Genomic DNA, 18,178 nt, shown 5'->3' with positions numbered 1-18,178 from the left:
TCATGGCCGATGAGAGCGACGGCATCGAGGAAGCATTCGAAGGGCAGCTCCGCATCGCCGTCACCGCGGCGGGCCGCGTAGGCGAAGCGTTTGCCCGCGGCCGCGAGGAAGCGGCACGACGAGCGCAGGCGCAGAGCGAGCAGGCAGCGCGCGAACTGTCGTCACGGTTCGAGGCAGAGAAGCGCGCAGCTCGCGTCGAGCTGGGCGGCGTGTACCGCTCCGATTGGTGGGACAAGGCGACGCCGCAGCAGATCGGCGGCGCACTCACCACGGCGCGCGCGTGGGGCACGGAAGACCCCGAGGCGCAGCGCGCGGAGGGCCGCATCCGCGACGAGCTCCGCACGCGCTACGGCGTCGACGTCGACAACACCGGCGCCGATCCCGCGGCCGTCCAGGCGGCCGTCGAGGCTGAGCAGCTGCGCCGGCAGTCCGACACCGAGCGTCAGCGCAGCGCCACCGAGCAGGCCGAGGCGGTCGCACTGTCGCGCCAGGCCGACGAAGCCGACCGTGCGGCCGAGGCGTCACGCGACACCGCCGACACCACTCCCGACGAGGGAGAGCGCGAGCAGGCACAGGTCCAGGCCGAGCGCGAGCAGAACCGCGCCGAGGCCACCCGCGAGAAGGCCGAGCCGCTGTACGACTCGTCCGAGCGGCGCGAGCGCGACGCCGACAAGCTCGAACAGCGCGGCGTGGCCAAGGAGGCCGTCAGCGCGAAGATGGCCGCCGACGTCAGCCAGGGCAAGCCGGCCACCGAGGCGGTCAAGGCGCAGCAGCTACAGAGCGCCAAGGCGCGGCCGAACCGGTCGCGATCGTCGAAGGTGCAGCGCACTGAGATTGGTCGATGAGCGTCCGCGGGAGGCGCATCGCGCAGCTCGTCAGCGTCGGAGTCGTCGCGGCGGGTGTCGGGTTCGGCGCGCGTAGCCTCCTCCCACCGTTCGCGGACGACCCATTTTGGCGCGCGTTCTGGTCAGGCCCGCCGATGGCGGGTCTGTTCGCCATCGTCGCGGCCGCGGTCGCTTTCTACCCGGCCTACCGGTCGACACTGATCGCGCGCGAGAACGCCGCACGCGAGCAATGGTGGAAGCGGGCGGAATGGGCGCTCGGGCAAGCTGGTTCTGACAATCAGACTGACCGCGAAGTCGCGAACGACGCCCTGGTGGCGCTATTCGACGAAGCGACCGAGACAGAGGGCAAGATGATCTACCGCACGATGCAGAACTTGCAGGATGCGAGCGGCGTAGACAGCGAGCCCGTATCGGCGGAAACTAGTAGTAGATGGAGGTGGCTACCGTGGGTGAAGTGACGAAGAAGGCAAGCAGCTTGCAGCGTCGGATCGCGGCTGGCAAAGCCGAGCCGATCAGCGATCGCGAGCGGGCGCAGCTCCAAGAACTCCGACAGGCCTACATTCGCCGATTCGGGAAAGACCCCGACGCGCGGACCGTCGCCAAGACTGCCTGAGCAGCCGACTGAGCGCACGAGAGAGGGACCGACCCACTGGGCCGGTCCCTCTCTCGTTGTGCGCTCAGACGCCCGTAGGCGGCTCCTCGCGCAGGTCGGGGTACAGACCCTCCGGCGGTGCCGTGTAGGGCAGCTCAGCGCCCTTGTCGCTGTCGTTCGTGTTGACCCGGTTCTCTCCCATGCCGGCGGCCGCGAACGGGCCGTGAGGGTCGAGCAGGACGCTCATGTGGTGCTCGGCGTGATCGCGGAACCAGACGCTCATGCCCGTTGTCGGGTCGAGGCGCAGATGCTCCCACGCCCGCCACAGAGCGTCGAGCCGAATGACGGCCTCCGGGTAGTTCCACCAGTCGGCCGCCCACACCGTGCGCTCCCCGTCGACGCGGCGACGGTAGTTCTTCACCAGGTACTCGCGCACGAACTCGTCGACCGAGCCGTAGTACAGCGCCGGCTCCTCGTCGGCCGGCTCCTCCTCGTCGAGGGCATCCATCGCCGCGGTGACCGCACGACGAGCGGCCGTGGCCGCCTGCGCTTGCAGCTCCTCGATCACTGAGGGGTCCAGCGCCTCGTCGACCTCGGCAGCGACGGCATCCTTCACCGCCCCGGTGATGGCCTTCTGCACCACGGCGCGAATCGCCGGGGCCGCGAGGTTCGTCGCGACGTCGGCAATGTCGATCCCGAACAGCCGGCCGGGCTCACGCTCCGGCAGCTCCGGCAGCTCGGCATCGTCGGGGACGTCGCGCGGGTCGGGCTCGTCTCCCTCGTCCAGCTCGAACGGCTGCGCCTCGATCCCCTCGTCAGCGGGAGCGTCGCCCCAGTTGTCGCTCATCAGGCCGCCCCGTTCCCGTCGACGGAGGCCGCGACCTCACGCACCGACTCCTGCGCCTCGATGATCGTCCGCGACGCCTGCGGGTCGTGAGCTGCGATCGACGCCTTGACCTTCTCGGCGTGCGGGCCGGTCATCCACGGCTGCGTGCGAATCAGCGTCGGGCGGTTCCCCGACGAGAGCACCACGGCGCGACCCTTCGGCATCGCGGCCAGGTCGGCCACGTCCAGGATGCGCTCACGGTGGAGCTGCTGATTCACGCTGCGCCCACCACGACCGGAGGACACCGACGACGCCTGGCGGTCGTAGTCACCGATCAGCTTGGAGAGGCTTTCCAGGAACGCATCTTCGGAGACGCCGCCGCCGTAGACCTTCACGTTCGAGGCGCTCCACAGCTTCCGCATGCCCGAATCACCCCACACGTCGACGCCCTGCGACCACGACTGCAGGATGGTCATCAGCACGATTCCGCGCGAGCCGTAGTGGCTGTAGAGGTTCGGCAGCTCGCGCCACCGGCACACGTTCGCGGCCTCGTCGAGCACGCCGAGGAGAGGCACCGACAGGCGGCCGCCGGCAGACCCGGCGGCCAGCTCCTCCGCGGCCTCCACCACGGCGACCGTCAGCGCCGTCACGAGCGGGCCGGCGGTCCCGCGGCCCTCCTTGGAGAGCGAGTACAGGGTGCCGCCGTCACGCACGAACGCGGCCGGGTCGAACTGCGGGCGCAGATCGGGCTCACCCTGCGGGTTCACCCACGCGGCTACCTGGCGGTTGGTCAGGCACGACGCCATTTGCTGCGCCGTGCCGTAGATGCCGCCGCGCTGCTTCTCCGGGGCGGTGATGACACCGCGCACCTGGTCGGCCGTCAGGTCGTACCCACCGCGACGGAGGATGCCGATCGGCTCCTCCTCCGTGGGGCGCGTCAGCCACCCGTAGACGTCCGTGATCGGCCGCGAGTCGAGCGCGGCCGCGAGCAGGAGCCCCGCAAGGAGATCCTGCCCCGCGGGGTCGAAGTAGGCATCCGTCTTGGCTCCGGGGTCGCGGGAACCGGAGGCGAAGTGATCGGCCAGCTTGGCCGCGCGCACCTCGTCGGTGACGTAGCTGAGCGGGTTCCACCACCACGTAGGGTTCTCGAGCGCGATCCCCTGGGGATCGAACACCCAGACCGGGCCGGCCTCCGCTCGCACGTCGCGCGTCGCGTCGACCACATCGCGCTTGTTCGACGTCACGAGAACGCCCCCAGGAGCTTCCAGGATGGCCGGCACCGCCCGAGAGGTCGTCTTACCGGTGCGCGGCCCCCAGATGTCGATGTGCATGTCCTCCCAGGTGCCGTAGAGCGGCATCTGACCGAGCGTCTTACCGATCGGCACACCGAGGGAGCCGGTGACGCCGAGGCGGGTCGCCTGAGCCTGCGCGTTGCGCTTGCTCAGACCCTCGACGTCCTTCCCCCGGCCCATGTACGAGCTGGCCCGGTCGACGCGAGTCCGTCCCTTCCGGTAGCGGACAACGCCGATGATCGCGAGCACCACGAGCGCGAGGACGATCGCCAACAGGACGATGACGATCCACGTCGCGGATGCCGGCCACGGCACCCGCCCCATGACGACGCCGAGCGTGAACGCGAACGGGTCGCTCGGCAGCTCGACACCGGTCCCGTCGAGCTGGTGGCCGAGGCGCACCGCGACGTTGAGGACGACGATCGCCGCGACCACGCCGCCGATGCCGACGAGCAGCATCATCGTCTCCGCGCCGAAGCCGCCGGGATCGCGGCGGCGGTTGTTCGGAGTGCTCATGACGACACCCGCTCCTCGTGCTCCTCGACCAGCTCCTCGACGACGTGCAGCGCGCGCCGTCCGGTGCGGGACTGTTCGTACCACCGCTGATTCGTGTCGCGGATCGAGCGCTCAGCCTCCGTCAATCGAACCTCGACCGGGATACCCGGCCGAGTGCCGACCTTGACGAGGAACTTCCCGCGGCCGGGAGGGTCGACCTCGCGGCCCGACGCGGCATCCCACGCGGGCGGGTCCTGCCAGCCGGTCAGAAGCTCTTGCTCGGCCTCCGAGAACGGGATGACCGTCGTCAGCTCCGGCATTTCCGTGTACGGCAGGCCCGCGCACATCACCATGCCGGCGCGCTCGACGAAGCCCTTCGCCTTCAACCGGTCCTCCTCTGGGAGGGCGCTGAGGTCGGCCATCGTGTGCGAAATCATGGCCGTGCCGACACCCACCTGACGGTTCAGGCGGGTGAGGAAGTCGACGCGATCGACGATGCCGTTACCGGCGCGCAGCGCACGCCACAGCTCGTCCATGATGACGAAGTAGTGCCGGCGCGGTTCCAGGCCGGCATCCGCGAGGACGTTCGCGATGTTCACCGTCGCGAATCCGTTCGACCAGCAGGCGAGCAGGGTCGCCGCGCGCAGGTCGCCCTCAGCCTCACCGATGGCCGAAATGTCGTAGACCACGGGACGGTCGAGGCGCATTGGGTTGTCGGTCGGCTGGGAGAACATTTCGCCCAGGCGGCCACCGCGGGAGAGGCTGATAAGCGACGCTTCCAGCCCGCGCGTGATCCGCTGATACTCGGCAAAGTCGCCGCGGTCGACGGCCACCAGGCGCAGCTCCTCCGGCCCTTGCTGCACGACGTTCAGCAGGTCGCCCAGCACCGGCACGCCGTCGAAGTTCCGATCGAGGTAGCGCAGCGCCTGGTCGACGATGGATTCCTCGACGTCGCTCGGAGCCGACTTGCGGAGGATCGTCAGCAGGGACGACACCATAGCCAGGCGGCGGCCGTGGGCGTCCTCCAAGACCTCGCCGGCCTCCTTCGGGAAACCGGCCTCAGTGAGCCGCTTCGCGGCGTCCTTCGCCTCGCCGGGGTCGAGCACGTTCAGGTGCCCGCGGCCACGGCCGAGGGTGATGACCTGGCCGCCGAGCGCGCGAATGACCTCCACGTAGTCGGGTCGAAGATCGCCCAGCACGAGCGGCTGCACGCCGTAGCCGGCGAGGCCGATCGCCATCCGGGCGACGGCGGTCGACTTCCCGAGGCCCGGCTTGCCGAGCACGAACAGCGACGGGTTGCTGATGAGCTTCGCGCGCTGGAACCACGAAATCGGGTCGCAGCAGAGCGTCGCCCCGGTGTGAATGTGGCGGCCCAGCGGGACGCCCACCATCGGCGTGCCGGCACCGATCGAGTACGGCCACAGGCCGCACACCTGCACGGTCGTGCCGCGCCACTCGGCGGGCGGCTGGATGAAGTTCGACATGCCGCCGCCGGGGCCGCTGTAGCCCCGAGACGTCAGCGCGCCGGCCGACGTCGACGAGCCGGCGTCGGTGTTCTTCCGGCCGCTGCGCACGAACAGCAGCGCGCCCACGATGACGATCACGACGAGCCCGCCGAGGACGGCGAGAGCAATCAGGTCAGCACTCATCAGACACGCTCCCTCAGCGCCGCAGGGACGGCAACGTGCTTGCTCAGCACGAGGCCCAGGGGCAGCGCGGCGGCGAATGCGCTGTCCTGTGATCCGTAGACCGGCCGGAGCCGGAGGCGAGCGGTCGCCCCGAGGTTGTCGACCGCGGCGCGCGCGTCGGCCTCCTTGGCCGGGTCGATCACCGTCGCGGTGACGAGGATTCCGAAGTTCACCAGGCCCGCGCCCGATGCCTCCTCAGATTCCGTCGCCTGAGCCGAGCGCAGCGCGAGCGAGTCACGCGCCGCCGGCTTCCGGGTCGAGGTCGCCTTGAACTCCGCAGCTCGCACGTCCGACTGCACGAGCGATGCCGCCCGCGCCGGGTCGATCGGCTTGTAGAGCAGCGTCACGCGCTTACGGGCGATATCCCGGTGCGGAGCCAGCAGGCGGGCGAGGACGCCCGACTGCACGAGCCCGCGGGGCGCTTGCGTCATCGCCCAGGTGACCGACTTGGCCGAGTCGTGACGGTAGCCGTCCCATCCGGCCTGAGCGGCCGTCGGGCCGACGTCGCTCCACCGGAGGTCGGGCACGTCACCGTCCGCGTGCGCGTCGTCGATCAGCGTCGCGGCCGCCGGGTCGTAGGCGACCCGGATCGTCTCGCACAGCTCTTGGGCCGACAGCGGGTGCGCTGCACCCGCGCCCGTCGCCTGCAATCCGGCCGTCAGGCCGGGCAGACGAGCCGCGAGCTCGCGGGCCATTTCGTCGGGCTTCCGGGGCTTAGCGCCCTTCCGCGGCGCGGCGGCGAACGTCAGCGAGACGTACGCCTTCACCGTCGACGAACCAGCCGGGTAGCTCAGCACGACCTCACCCAGCATCGCCTTGGCGAAGTCCGGGCCGTCGGGGTCGGTGTTCGTCTCGACCTCGCGGCGCAGGCGGCGACCCGAGTCGGGAGCCGTTTCGATCGTCACCGCGGCGGCTTCCATGTTTGGCTCATCACCGAGGTTGCGCAGCCAGTGGCCCCAGTCGGCCACCCACAGGTCGACTTGCTCCTGGTCGACCAGCGCCGCGCCGTCAGGCTCGGTGCCGATCACGATCGAGTACGTCTTAGCGTGCGGTGAGTAGATCATCGCGAACGGCCGGGCGTAGGAGTCCTCGTGCTCGGAGAGCTGAGTCTGAGCACCGAGGCCGGGGAGCTGATTCGTTCCCCAGTCGGCACGGCCCAGCGGGCCGGAGCGGTAGATGTTCGCCTTCCGCCGCTTCGTCGACGTCCACGCGACGCGGTTCGCCGTGCGGGAAAGCACGCTGCGCCCGTCGCCGTCGCGAATCGTCAGCAGCAGGATCAGACCGCCGAACACGGCGGCCGTGATGAAGGCGTTGAGGATATTCGTCGTCATCAGGACGACGATCACGATCAGCAGTGCGACGAACATCAGACCCGTGCCGACCGTGCCGAGCCCGAGGAGGCCCGGCGACGTCGGCTGACGCCAGTTCCCGTATGTGCGAACGCCTCTACGGCTCGTTGTGTCTGCGGTTGCCATCAGCTCTCGCTCCCTTCACCTGTTGCCTGGTTACCAATGTCTCGGGCGGCCCCAGCGGCCGCCTGTCCTGCTTCTTTCGCAGCGCCAATCGCGACGCCGGCCGCCATACCGATCGGCCCGCCAGCGGCGCCGGCCGCTGCACCCGCAGCAGCTCCACCACCGGCAGCAGCTCCACCGGCCGCAGCGCCGCCCGCGGCAGCTCCACCGCCCGCAGACGCCGCAGCAGCGCCCGTGCCGCCACCAGCAGCACCCGAGGACGCCGCGGCCCCTGTCGTGGCTCCACCGCCGCCACCAGCGCCGCTAGATGCCTGCGCCGCCTGTGGGGCAGACTGACCGCCGCCGTTCGCCCCAGACGGGCCGGTAGAGCCCGTGGAGCCGGACGACCCAGACGAGCCGGTCGATCCGGAACCGCCCGACGAGCCACCGCCCGAGCCCGTCGCGAGGCGACCCATCGAGGCCGCTCCCGTCGGAAGCGAGGCGAGAGCTGCGACGCCCAACGCGCCGCCGGCACCCGCGGACATGGCCCCGACGAGCGGGGTCACGAATCGCATCAGAGCGGGCATCGCGAACAGCGCGAGCACCATCAGAATGAGGCCCGTGAGCACGGCGATGAAGCCTGTCCCGTCGTCCTGGAACACGTTCGTTCCCGCGAGCTGGAACGCCGCGGCGTAGACGATCGCGGCGGCCGGCTTGTAGAGGATGAAAGCGACGAGCCACCCGACGTTCTTCTTGAACCAGCCCTTACCCATTTCGGTGTTGGTGGCCGCAGCCGACAGCGGCAGGATGCCCGTCAGGATGACGAGCATGCCGCCGCGCGCGATCATCAGCACGATTTGGAACGCGGTCGCGAGGATCGCGATCAGCCCCAAGATGATGATGAGGAGCGCGCCGAGGCCACCGGCCGCAGGGTTCGTCGTCAGGGCGAGCAACGTCGCGATGTTGTTGCCGAAGCACGCCGTATCCGTGCCGACGTCGCAGTTCAGCGCGCCGTTCAGAATCCACACGGAGAAGGAGTCGAACGCCGACACCAACAGGCCGACGATCGTCACGCCGGCACCCGCGACAACGATCAGCGTCAACAGACTCTTGATCGTGTCCTTTCCCGGCTCGGCCCGCTGCTCCCACGCCATGCGAACGCCGCCGATGATGACGGACACGACCGCGGCCGCCCCCATGTACCACCAGAGCGACGACTGCAGAAACAGCACCGCACCGCCCGCACCCTGTGGCCCGTTCGGCAGGAGGCCCGACACGAGCGCCGTTGCGCCGCTGATGAGGAAGATCGCGCCGAGCACGATGCCGAGACGGCCCGCGGCCTGGAAGCCCTCACCGTTCCGCATCCGTGAAGCGATGAGCGCTCCAAGAAGGATGATCGAGATAGCCGCGAGTGCGATCGCGATCCAGGTCACCCAGCCCAGCACCGTAATGATGCCGTCCGAGTTCGGCGCGCTGGCCCCCGCTGCGATCGACGAGCCACCGCCCGTCCCCGTGAGGTTCGGAGTCCCGACGTTCACCCACAGGGTGCCGAGCGAGGCCACGGCCTTGCCGAAAGCTTCCATGACCGCATCGGCCATGTTCTGGATCGCGTCACCAACGACGCTGTTCGCCCACTCTCCGGCCTTGCAGCCGAGGTCGAGCGGCGCGCATTCACTCGCGGCCATGACCTATCCCTCCGTCCAGCTCACGTAGCCCGACAGGTCGGGCAGCTCGGCAACGCGCGCCGGCTCCGACTTCGAGGCATCGAGCTTCCAGTCACCATCGGCCCACACGAGTTCGTAGACCGCAGAGCCGGTGACGCTCTGCCCGTTGCTGCTACCGCGGAACGCGATATCCACACGGGCGCTGTCGCCGTCGTAGGCCAGCACGCGGAAGCCGGCGATGGATGCCCGAACGTCCGAGGGGGCAGCCGCCCCGTCAGCGCTCAGGATCGTGTCGCGGTACGGCCCATCGGTGAGCGCGTACTGGAGAAATGCGGAGCGCTGATCGGCCGGGCCGAAGCCGATGATCGTTACGTTGGCCGCAGCGAACAGTGCACCCTCCGGTGAGTGCTGGAAGCAGAACGGGTAGCCCTCCGCGGCCGTCTCGCCCGGCCCGAACGTCGTCGACGTTGGGTAGGCGTAGACGTCCTGGAACTTCCACTCCGCAGCGGGCGCGGTCGTGACCGTGCCCGACAGCTTCTCGCCTTCCAGGCCACAGACACTAGCGCCGCCCGCAACCCCGGAAGGCTCCGGGGTTGGGGCGGCGCTCGTCGTGGCGCTGGACGACGGATCGGGCGCGGGCGGGCCGGCCTCGTTCCCGCGGTTCAGGTTGAGAACCGTCAAGACGATGGCCGTCACGATGAGCGCGGCCACCACCACCGCCCCGACGATGAAGCCGGGGCGGGTGAAGGGGTTCTGCTGGGTGTCGTCCTCAGCCATGACGGCTCCTCTCAGGCGTTGGCGAGGATGCCGACGAGAGCGGCACCACCGCCGATCACGATCGCTCCGGCCATCGGCCAGAGGATCTTCGGCAGGGCGTCGTGGCCTTCACCACGACGGAAGCTGACGGCGATGAGGATGCCGCCGACGATGATCGCGCCACCGACGACGACGTAGCCGATCCACTTCAACCAGGAGAGGATCGTCGTCACCCCTTCGGTGCCGGGAGGCTGTACCGGGTCGGGGTCGGGAATGACGCCGGCGATGTGAACGGCGGTGTCGGCCGCCGCGGGGAACACGTCGATAACGGACAAGTGTCTGCCTTTCAGCTACATCTGACGCTGCCGACGAACCCTAGGGGGNNCCCCCGCCGATCACGATCGCTCCGGCCATCGGCCAGAGGATCTTCGGCAGGGCGTCGTGGCCTTCACCACGACGGAAGCTGACGGCGATGAGGATGCCGCCGACGATGATCGCGCCACCGACGACGACGTAGCCGATCCACTTCAACCAGGAGAGGATCGTCGTCACCCCTTCGGTGCCGGGAGGCTGTACCGGGTCGGGGTCGGGAATGACGCCGGCGATGTGAACGGCGGTGTCGGCCGCCGCGTGGAACACGTCGATAACGGACATGTGTCTGCCTTTCAGTTCGTGGTGCCGGCGGCACCGAGGAGTGCGGTCAGTTCGTCGACAAGTCGCTGAACTTCACGCGGAGAAGATGCGAGAGCCGGCGGCTCCCCCACACGCCATGCTTCGACCCACGGCACCGTCCAGGTGCGCGGGACGCCTCCGCTGACGACCTGCAAGAGGTCGCGCAGCGAACGAGGTACACGACCAGGTGCGTCAGCCATGACGACCAGGCCCAAGACTTCAACCGAGGGCACGAGGCCCGCCGCCCACTGACGCATCGCGTCCTGCGCGGCGCGCAGTCCCCGAGCGTCACCGCGTGCGACGAGCACCGTCCGCGCGGGCGTCGGAGAGGGCGTACGCGGCCAGGCGTGGCCGGCCGCTTGTGACCCCGGCATGAGAGCTGCCAGCGTCGACTCTCCCGAGCCGCCGTGCGCCCCCACCCACCAGAGCGCGGCGGTCGTGCCGCGGTCGTGGATCGGGAGCTGGTCGACGCGATCCGGGGCAGGGATGCCCCGCTGCGGAGCCACAGGACCGAACGCATCGGGCACGGAGGCCACGGGCGCAGCTTGCGTAGGTGGCGGTGTCGTTGGCCGGGAAAGCCACGGGTTGAGCGGTTCGCTCATCTTGCCCCCCTAGGTACAGTGAGATTCACCCTTACAGGGAAACACTAACCCCGAACCCCCCAAAGATGGAAGGATCAACCCGAATGATCCCAAACCTGTACTTATGCTCCCGAATGAGTATGCTGGTCGCGTGGCCCCACCAGGAGGAATCCCGATGAGCAACGACGACGATCGAGACGCGGTCGACCGCCTATTCGACCAGAGCCCGCCGACGCTGGGCGCGACGGAGGTCGCGGAACGGCTCGGGGTGTCAGCGAAGAGCGTCTACGCCTGGCTCAAAGACGGACTGATCCCCGGCTACAAGATCGGCACAACGTGGTTCGTCATCCGTGACGAGCTGAAAGACACCCTGCGGAAGGGTGCCAACAAGAAGCGGGATACCGGCCCCGTCCTCGTCATCCGGCCGGAAATCATCCAAGGAGACTGACATGCGGAAGATCGGGCCGGCACTACTCATCGTCGTCACGGCGGCGACCCTGACCGCCTGCACTGCCCCGAGCGATGAGCCCGCGCCGACTCCTAGCGCCAGCAGCTCCGGCCCGATCTATCCCGACCTCGACCAGTTCACCCCCGCGCCCACGGGCGCTATCGACGCCGATAGCGGAGAGACGCACGGCCCGCGTCCCGTGCCGACGTGGGATGACGAATCGCGCGAGAGCGCGACCACGGCCGCCGTGGCCGTGATGACCGCCTACGCGCGCCCCGATCTTCCGTTCGAGCAGTGGTGGGCCGGTTTGCAGCCGCTCCTGGACGGCAAAGCCACCCAGGACTACGCCTACATGGACCCGGCGCGCATCGTCGCGACGAGCGTCACCGGTCCCGCCGTCATCACCGATGACACCAGCGCCTACGTCGCGTTCGTCGACGTCCCCACCAACGCCGGCACCTACGGCGTCGTGCTCAGCCGCGCCGATGCCGCCTCGCCGTGGCTCGCCTCCCGATTCATCCTCCCCGAGGGCGTGAACTAATGGCCGGCCCCAAGGGCAGCGGCGTCTACGCGATCGCCGCCGTCCCGCTCCTCGTCATTGGCTCGCTGTTCGGCCTCCTTCTCGTCGGGGATGACAACTGCGCGCCTGCCGGGGGCGGCGGGTCGAGCGTCTCGGTCAACCCCGACTCGGTGCCTCAGACCGAAATCGCCGGCTATGGCCACGAGCAGCTTGTGAACGCCGCCAACGTCATGAAGGCCGGCGCCGACCAGGGGTTGAACGTCCGCGATCAGACCATCGGCGTCATGACCGCGATGGGCGAATCCAGCCTCCGAAACATCGACTACGGCGACTGGGAAACCGGCGGCGTCACCAACCCCGACGGCACCCGCACGACCTCGATCGGCCTGTTCCAGCAGCAGGACGGATGGGGCACCCGCGAGGAGCGGCTAGACCCCTACATCTCGTCGACGAAGTTCTTCCAGGCGATGGTCGCGAAGGTTCCCGACCGTGAGTCGCTGGAACCGACGATCGTCGCCCACCGCACGCAGGTCAACGCCGACCCGTACCACTACACCCAGTTCTGGGATGGCGCGGTGCAGATCGTCGAAGGGCTCTCCGGCACCACCACCGGTCTGAACCCCGGCGACGGCAGCGCCAGCGGCGGCAAGTGCGAGCCCGGCGTTCCCGGCAGCGTCAACGCCCAGGGCTGGGCCTCGCCCGGCGCTGGCCCGATCACCGACCCCTACGGCATGCGGCTGCACCCCATCGACAACGTGTGGCGGCTGCACGCCGGCACCGACCTCGCCGGGGGCGGCTGCGACGGCCCTATCTGGGCCGCTCAGTCCGGTGTCGTGACGTTCCGCGGCTTCGACAGCGGCGGAAACGGCGTCATCGCGATCGACCACGGCGGCGGCGTCACCACCCGCTACCTGCACATGTACGACTCCGGGATGCTCGTCCAGGTTGGCGACAAGGTGACCGGCGGTCAGCAGATCGCCCGCGTCGGCAGCAGCGGACAGTCCACCGGATGCCACCTGCACTTCGAGGTGCAGGTGAACGGCGAAAACATCGACCCAGCCCCCTTCATGGCTGAGGTCGGAATCCAGCTCGGACAGTAGATCAGGAGACGACCATGAGCGGCATCGAAGTACCCACGTTCCCCAAGATCGAGGCGCGCACCCACGCCAACGGATCGGGAGAGGTCACGATCAACGGGACGTCCTACCCGATCGAGACGACCACTCTCGAGGATGCTCGCGCCGCGATCCTCGCCCGCGTCGCTGAGACGGCCGGGAAGATGCAGCGCCCCGTCCGTGTGACCACGACCGGCCCCGACGGGGAGTGGCCGCTGATCGTCCACCCCGACGGCAGCGTCGAGGCCGACGACAGCCTGCCGGCGCACCCCGCGCCCGTCGAGGAGCCCGAGCCGGAACCGGCACCCGCGCCGATCGACAGCGTGCCCTCTCCCGCGGCCGCCCCGGTCGCTCCCGCGCCGGTCGCTCCCGCCCAGGCAGCCCCGGACGGCAACGCATGGGTGCGTCAGGCCCCGGTCCCAGCCCCCGAGTACCCGAGCCGCCGCGAGGCGCGGCAGTCGTTCCTCACGCAGGAGCAGATCGAGGAGCCAGCGACCCAGGGATGGCGCGGCACCCTGACCCGCTTCGGCATCCGCATGAGCCCCAGCGACTCCGAGCGCGCCGAGCGCTCCGACGTCCTCGCCGTCTCGCAGCACTGGCCCGGCCCTCGCACCATCGCCGTGGTGAACGGCAAGGGCGGCGCGGGCAAGACCCCGACGACCGTCCTCCTGGCGGCCGTGTTCGCCCGCCACGGCGGCGCGGGCGTGCTGACGTGGGACAACAACCAGACCCGCGGCACGCTCGGTTGGCGCACCGAACAGGGGCCGCACGAGGCGACCTTGCTCGACCTCCTGCCCCAGGTCGACCGGCTCCTCAGCACGGGGGCGCAGTCGGCCGACCTCGCCCACTTCGTGCACCACCAGACCCGCGACCGGTTCGACGTGCTGCGCAGCAAGCCGATGGCCCTCGCCCACGAACAGCGCGTGGAGCCGAGCGACGTCGACGCGATCCACGCCGTGGCCGCGAAGTATTACCGCCTGATCTTCATCGACTCCGGTAACGACGAGTCCGACCCGATGTGGCTGCGAATGATCGACCACACCGACCAGCTCGTGGTCGCCACCACCACCCGTGACGACCACGCCGAGGCCGGCGCGCTTCTCCTCGAAGCTCTCGCAGAGCGCGATGCCGGATCGGCCGAGCTGGCTCGCGACGCCGTGGTGATCGTCAACCAGGCCGACCCCAAGTCGACCCCGGCCGAGCTGGCGCGCGTAGCCGACGGCTACCGTTCGCTCGCCCGTGAAGCCGTCACCGTCCCCCACGACCCCGCAATGGTCGACGGCGTGCTGCGCTTCGGCTCTCTGCGCCCGGACACCCAGCGAGCATGGCTGGCAGCCGGCGCGGCGGTCGCACGCGGGCTGTGAACGCCACACAGCCCGTCCCAGGGCTCCATCGCGTCCCTGAGTGGCCCCGGCTCGCCGCCGAGGTCACAGCCGACGGCACAGGGACGCTCACGGTCAACGGTCAACGGCGCGCGTGCGCGGCCGAGTCCGTCGCCGCGCTGCGCACGGGCATGATCGCGCGCGCCGTGGCGATCGCCACGCAGCTACGCCGGCCGATCCGCCTCGACGTCACCGAGGACGGCCGCACCCACGCCCTCGCCGTACGCCCCGAGGGCTACGTGCAGCTCGTCGGCGCCGACGGCACGATCCCGGCCGCCGACGGCCTCAGCATCGACGAGGGCCGATGCCGAATCTGCCGCCGTCTACAGCCGGTCACGTCGACGACGTGCGTACAGTGCGCCGTCGACGAGCCGCTGCGCGTCGAGGTCGCTCCCCTGGCCGAACCGAACGCCGTCACACCGCCGCCCGCGGCCGCGCCGATCACGCGCCCGAATCCCATTGAGCTCCGCGCGCTCGACGAGCTGCACGACGTCGAGCAGACCCGCCTCACGCGCCGCGCGACACCGGCCCGCCCAGCGCTGCGCCTCGCCTTCAACACGCAGCGCAGCGTCTCCGCCGGCCCCCGCGTGGTCATCGGCCGCAACCCCGAGCCGGTCGCCGGCTACGAACCGCTCAGCATCGCCACGCCAGGCCGGATGCTCTCGCGCACACACGCGACGATCGCCGTCGACGACGCCGGTCACATCGTCGTGACCGACCTCGATTCCGCGAACGGCATCGAACTACAGTCGACCCCGCCGCGGTGGCTCACCCCCGGCCATCCCACGACGATCCCGGACGGATCGACGATCCTCTTAGGCGACGTGGAGTGCACCATCGAGAAGGCCCAGTGAGCTACACCCGTCGACGTCGGCGCGTCGCCCCAGTGTTTATGCATAATCCCGGCACGATGGCATCTATGAGCGATTACGGCCGGCGTGCGCGACGCCCGAACGACGCGCCCACGGTCCTGCTACAGGGCCGTGTTTCCCCCAGTGCACGCAACGACGTGCGCGAAGCAGCCGAGGCATCCGGCGTCACCATGTCGTACTACCTCGATGCGCTCATCGCAAAGCTCGTCAGCGAGAACGGCGGAATGCCGCTCGTTGACCCTCCCGCGCGCGATCGCGCGAACCAGCTCGATATCCCCGTGGAGGCCACCACGAGAGCCGCATAGAACGAGCGAGCCCCCGCCTCTATGAGACGGGGGCCGAAGCTAAGTGCCTGATCCTCTGAGTTTGGCGACCTGGTAGATCAAGGCAGTTCCGACAAGAACCGGTAGGGAACCGGGGCTTTGTCGTGCCCACACCGCGAAGTGAGGTGACGCCATCGTAACCCCTAGTGCTAGTGCTGCGCAGCATTCACGCGCCGATTCGTGGGCTTTCACCGCCGCGGTGAGCCCGCGGCCGCGGGTGCGCGTGGCCGTCGTCGACGCCTACGGCACCGTCCTGAACGACTACCGCGATCGCGCGATCGGCACGGCCGCCCCTGAGCGCCCGTGGGCCGTCTACCTCGCCGGCCCCGACAAGCGATTCCGCCTCCTCGCGTTCGACCTCGACGCCCACGGCGACCCCGCGGCCGCAGCTCGCGATGCCGACGTGCTCGGCGGCCTCCTCCGCGACGTCGGCCTGCCCTACGTCCTCTGCGAGTCCGGGCCGACCGGCGGCCGGCACCTGTGGGTCGGCCTGGCCGAGTCCGTCGACGCCGAAACCGTCGCCACCCTCGCCCGCCTCACCAAGCACCTGTGCCCCACCCTCGACCTGTCACCGCTCAGCAACGCCGTAACCGGCTGTGTGCGGCCCCCAGGAGCGCCCCACCGTGCCGGCGGGCACTCCACAGTCCTCAGCGGCGACCTGGACGCGCTGCGCGCCCCCACGGCCACCGCGGCACAGGTCCGCGCCCTCGTGAGCCTCGTCGCCGGCCTCGTCGACGACACCGAGCCCGCACGGCCCATCGACCCCCGCTCACCGCTCCCCCTCGACTCCCACGGCCGCCTGCACCTGGCCGGCCCACGCCGGCAGCTCCCCGCCAACAGCTCCGCAGCTCTCCGAGAGACACCCATCGACGCCTCAGCGACGCTCTGGCGCGTCCTGATCGGCGCAGCGGCCGCCAAGTGGCGGCACGCCGACGTCGCCGCCCTCGTCGACACCGAGCCCGGCCTAGAGCACGTCCGCAGCCGCGTCACCACCCGCGGCCGCGCAGCTCGCCCCCGAGGCGAGCAGGCCGCCGTGCTCGGCCGACAGTGGGACAAGGCCGTGCGCTACGTCGCCGCGAGTGACCGCCAGATCGGGGACGATCCCACGTTCGACCGCCGCGCCGACGCGATGGCCGCGCACGTCCGCGACGTGCAGCTCCGCGCCGACGCGGCCGCCGGCCGCTGGACCCGCGGAGGCGGCCCCGCCGATCGCCGCATCCTCGACGTGCTGAGCTTCCTCGCCCTGCACGCCCTCAGCGCCTCCGTGGAGGCCGACACCCGCCGCCTGGCCCTGTTGGCCGGGGTCGGCCGCGAGACGGCCAGGACGGCGCTGCTGCGCCTCGCAGAGGACGGATGGATCGCCCAGACCGCGGCCGCCGACGGCCCCCGCGCCGCTCACTGGACGATCGACCCGCAGAGCACTCTCCACAGCAACACGGATCATGCCCGGTCACAAGCGGACCCACGCCCCCCCGGGGCTGGGGCCGCTGAGAGAACTACCCTCCTCGCAACGCTGCGCACACGAACAACCGATGCCGCACACGACCTGTTCACCGCTACCCGCCCCGCGCTCGGACACCTGGCCGGGAACCTCTACGCACGAATCGACACCACAGCTCGCACCCTCGACGAACTCTCCCCCACCATCGGCGCCGATCCTCTCCGAACCCGTCGACTCCTCGACCGCCTCACCTACGCCGGCATCGTCGAGCGCAGCCGGGACGGATGGCACCGCGTCGACCCCCACTCCCCCGACTCGGCCGCCGAGCGCGCCGGAGTCGCCGGCCGACTCGACGCCCGCGCAGACCGCTACCGCGTCGAGCGCGAAGCATGGGCCTGGTGGAAGGCCGAGGAAGCGTGGATGCACGCACCGCGTCGACCCGACGCCCGACGTCGACCGAGCCGCGGTCAACTCTCCCTCGTCCCCGACGACGGCACCCACGCCTACGGCCCGCACCCGCGCCGAGCCGATGGCCGGCTGGACTACGCCGCAGCTCGACGGATCATCATCGAGGAGCGCGAGGGAACGGCCGTGCGCCCCTACGAGCGCGACGCCGACGGAGATCTCCGCTCGAGAACCGTTGTCGACGAGACCCCCGCCGACGTCGACGCCGACGGCGAGTGGATCGACCCCGGCTATTGCTCCCACGGGATGACCGTCGGCGTCCGGTGCCGGTACTGCGACGGGCCAGCCGTGAAGCAGCTCGACACCCCGCAGCGCCGCGTCGCGTAGAACCGATCCGCTGCGCGGAGGCGAGCCCAGGGGCTCGCTGGTCGAGCCGGCGGTGCCGGCACAGTCAGGGCCTACGGCCCGTTCTTTTGCCGTGAAGCCTTCGGCAGCATACGGTCGTCAACCCTCCACCCAAGCGGCTGCGCCGCCGGCTCCTCCGAGACTTTCGGCACGCGGTCGCTGCGCTCCCTTATTTCGCGCCGAAACTCTCTCCCCCACCGCCCTACGGGTTGAGCTCCGGGCATCCTCCCTAGCGGCGGTAAACCGCCTTCACGGCAAAAAAACGTGGAGGGGATGAGCAGGGAAATAACCCTATTACCTGTCTCTTATACACATCTAAAAAAAAAAAAAAAAAAAAAAAAACACATAGAATAAAAAGAGAAGAAAATGACCACAACAAAAAATAAACAACATGTAATAAAGAAA

Annotated in this window: 19 protein-coding genes; 10 read left to right on the top strand and 9 right to left on the bottom strand. The window is 69.7% G+C overall.

From position 1 onward, the window contains the following. The first annotated feature begins 2 nt into the window (after window positions 1-2). Genes BFN01_RS12490 through BFN01_RS15525 form a run of 3 tightly spaced genes read left to right on the top strand, consistent with a single transcriptional unit; the run spans window position 3 to window position 1,458 of the window. Window positions 3-845, top strand: coding sequence for a hypothetical protein (locus tag BFN01_RS12490; RefSeq protein WP_071644680.1), 843 nt, complete (start codon window positions 3-5; stop codon window positions 843-845). Beyond that, window positions 842-1,303, top strand: coding sequence for a hypothetical protein (locus BFN01_RS12485; RefSeq protein ID WP_071644679.1), 462 nt, complete (start codon window positions 842-844; stop codon window positions 1,301-1,303). The genes BFN01_RS12490 and BFN01_RS12485 overlap by 4 nt, the downstream gene beginning before the upstream one ends. Then, window positions 1,300-1,458 (top strand): hypothetical protein, encoded by a 159-nt coding sequence (locus BFN01_RS15525; RefSeq protein ID WP_175988855.1) that lies wholly within the window; start codon window positions 1,300-1,302, stop codon window positions 1,456-1,458. The genes BFN01_RS12485 and BFN01_RS15525 overlap by 4 nt, the downstream gene beginning before the upstream one ends. Before the next feature lie 64 nt (window positions 1,459-1,522). Here BFN01_RS15525 and BFN01_RS12480 read toward each other — a convergent pair whose 3' ends face one another. The 9 genes from BFN01_RS12480 to BFN01_RS12440 all read right to left on the bottom strand — a co-directional run bounded on the left by BFN01_RS12480 (window position 1,523) and on the right by BFN01_RS12440 (window position 10,817). Beyond that, a complete protein-coding gene (locus BFN01_RS12480) occupies window positions 1,523-2,284 on the bottom strand; it encodes a DUF4913 domain-containing protein (protein ID WP_071644678.1) in 762 nt (253 codons plus the stop codon). Next, window positions 2,284-4,071 carry a TraM recognition domain-containing protein gene (locus BFN01_RS12475; protein WP_071644677.1) on the bottom strand — a complete coding sequence of 596 codons (1,788 nt, stop codon included), beginning with the start codon at window positions 4,069-4,071 and terminating at the stop codon, window positions 2,284-2,286. Before BFN01_RS12475 ends, BFN01_RS12480 begins: the two co-directional genes overlap by 1 nt. Continuing rightward, window positions 4,068-5,699 (bottom strand): hypothetical protein, encoded by a 1,632-nt coding sequence (locus BFN01_RS12470; protein WP_005053888.1) that lies wholly within the window; start codon window positions 5,697-5,699, stop codon window positions 4,068-4,070. The genes BFN01_RS12475 and BFN01_RS12470 overlap by 4 nt, the downstream gene beginning before the upstream one ends. Further along, on the bottom strand, window positions 5,699-7,213 hold the full coding sequence (locus BFN01_RS12465) for an SCO6880 family protein (RefSeq protein WP_005053891.1): 1,515 nt from the start codon (window positions 7,211-7,213) through the stop codon (window positions 5,699-5,701). Before BFN01_RS12465 ends, BFN01_RS12470 begins: the two co-directional genes overlap by 1 nt. After that, complete coding sequence (locus BFN01_RS12460; RefSeq protein ID WP_071644676.1) at window positions 7,213-8,874, bottom strand: hypothetical protein; 1,662 nt, start codon at window positions 8,872-8,874, stop codon at window positions 7,213-7,215. Before BFN01_RS12460 ends, BFN01_RS12465 begins: the two co-directional genes overlap by 1 nt. A 3-nt stretch (window positions 8,875-8,877) precedes the next feature. Further along, window positions 8,878-9,630: a hypothetical protein gene (locus BFN01_RS12455; protein ID WP_071644675.1), complete on the bottom strand. Its 753-nt coding sequence runs from the start codon at window positions 9,628-9,630 to the stop codon at window positions 8,878-8,880. A gap of 11 nt (window positions 9,631-9,641) precedes the next feature. Then, window positions 9,642-9,944 (bottom strand): hypothetical protein, encoded by a 303-nt coding sequence (locus tag BFN01_RS12450; protein ID WP_071644674.1) that lies wholly within the window; start codon window positions 9,942-9,944, stop codon window positions 9,642-9,644. Window positions 9,945-9,994: 50 nt separating this feature from the next. Then, window positions 9,995-10,263 (bottom strand): hypothetical protein (locus tag BFN01_RS12445; RefSeq protein ID WP_143187243.1); only part of this gene is annotated, 269 nt, incomplete at its 3' end. Between the two features lie 11 nt (window positions 10,264-10,274). After that, window positions 10,275-10,817 carry a DUF6668 family protein gene (locus tag BFN01_RS12440; RefSeq protein ID WP_217703003.1) on the bottom strand — a complete coding sequence of 181 codons (543 nt, stop codon included), beginning with the start codon at window positions 10,815-10,817 and terminating at the stop codon, window positions 10,275-10,277. Between the two features lie 220 nt (window positions 10,818-11,037). On the opposite strand from BFN01_RS12440, the gene BFN01_RS12435 reads away from it, so the two are divergent. The 7 genes from BFN01_RS12435 (at window position 11,038) to BFN01_RS12405 (ending at window position 17,755) form a co-directional block, all read left to right on the top strand. After that, the gene (locus BFN01_RS12435; RefSeq protein WP_071644671.1) at window positions 11,038-11,310 is read left to right on the top strand and encodes a helix-turn-helix domain-containing protein; all 273 of its coding nucleotides are present in this window, start codon (window positions 11,038-11,040) and stop codon (window positions 11,308-11,310) included. A 1-nt stretch (window position 11,311) separates the two neighbouring features. Further along, the gene (locus tag BFN01_RS12430) at window positions 11,312-11,851 is read left to right on the top strand and encodes a hypothetical protein (protein ID WP_071644670.1); all 540 of its coding nucleotides are present in this window, start codon (window positions 11,312-11,314) and stop codon (window positions 11,849-11,851) included. After that, on the top strand, window positions 11,851-12,930 hold the full coding sequence (locus BFN01_RS12425; protein ID WP_005053797.1) for a M23 family metallopeptidase: 1,080 nt from the start codon (window positions 11,851-11,853) through the stop codon (window positions 12,928-12,930). The genes BFN01_RS12430 and BFN01_RS12425 overlap by 1 nt, the downstream gene beginning before the upstream one ends. A 14-nt stretch (window positions 12,931-12,944) precedes the next feature. After that, window positions 12,945-14,309 carry an AAA family ATPase gene (locus BFN01_RS12420; protein ID WP_071644669.1) on the top strand — a complete coding sequence of 455 codons (1,365 nt, stop codon included), beginning with the start codon at window positions 12,945-12,947 and terminating at the stop codon, window positions 14,307-14,309. Further along, window positions 14,306-15,181, top strand: coding sequence for an FHA domain-containing protein (locus tag BFN01_RS12415; protein ID WP_177243868.1), 876 nt, complete (start codon window positions 14,306-14,308; stop codon window positions 15,179-15,181). The genes BFN01_RS12420 and BFN01_RS12415 overlap by 4 nt, the downstream gene beginning before the upstream one ends. 65 nt (window positions 15,182-15,246) lie before the next feature. Continuing rightward, window positions 15,247-15,504, top strand: coding sequence for a hypothetical protein (locus tag BFN01_RS12410; RefSeq protein ID WP_071644667.1), 258 nt, complete (start codon window positions 15,247-15,249; stop codon window positions 15,502-15,504). A gap of 217 nt (window positions 15,505-15,721) precedes the next feature. Continuing rightward, the gene (locus tag BFN01_RS12405; protein ID WP_256221148.1) at window positions 15,722-17,755 is read left to right on the top strand and encodes a hypothetical protein; all 2,034 of its coding nucleotides are present in this window, start codon (window positions 15,722-15,724) and stop codon (window positions 17,753-17,755) included. The last annotated feature ends 423 nt before the right edge of the window (window positions 17,756-18,178 follow it).

It is taken from the genome of Microbacterium sp. AR7-10 (assembly GCF_001878835.1).
Taxonomy (GTDB): Bacteria; Actinomycetota; Actinomycetes; order Actinomycetales; family Microbacteriaceae; genus Microbacterium; species Microbacterium commune.
This window is presented reverse-complemented; position numbering and strand designations above follow the sequence as displayed.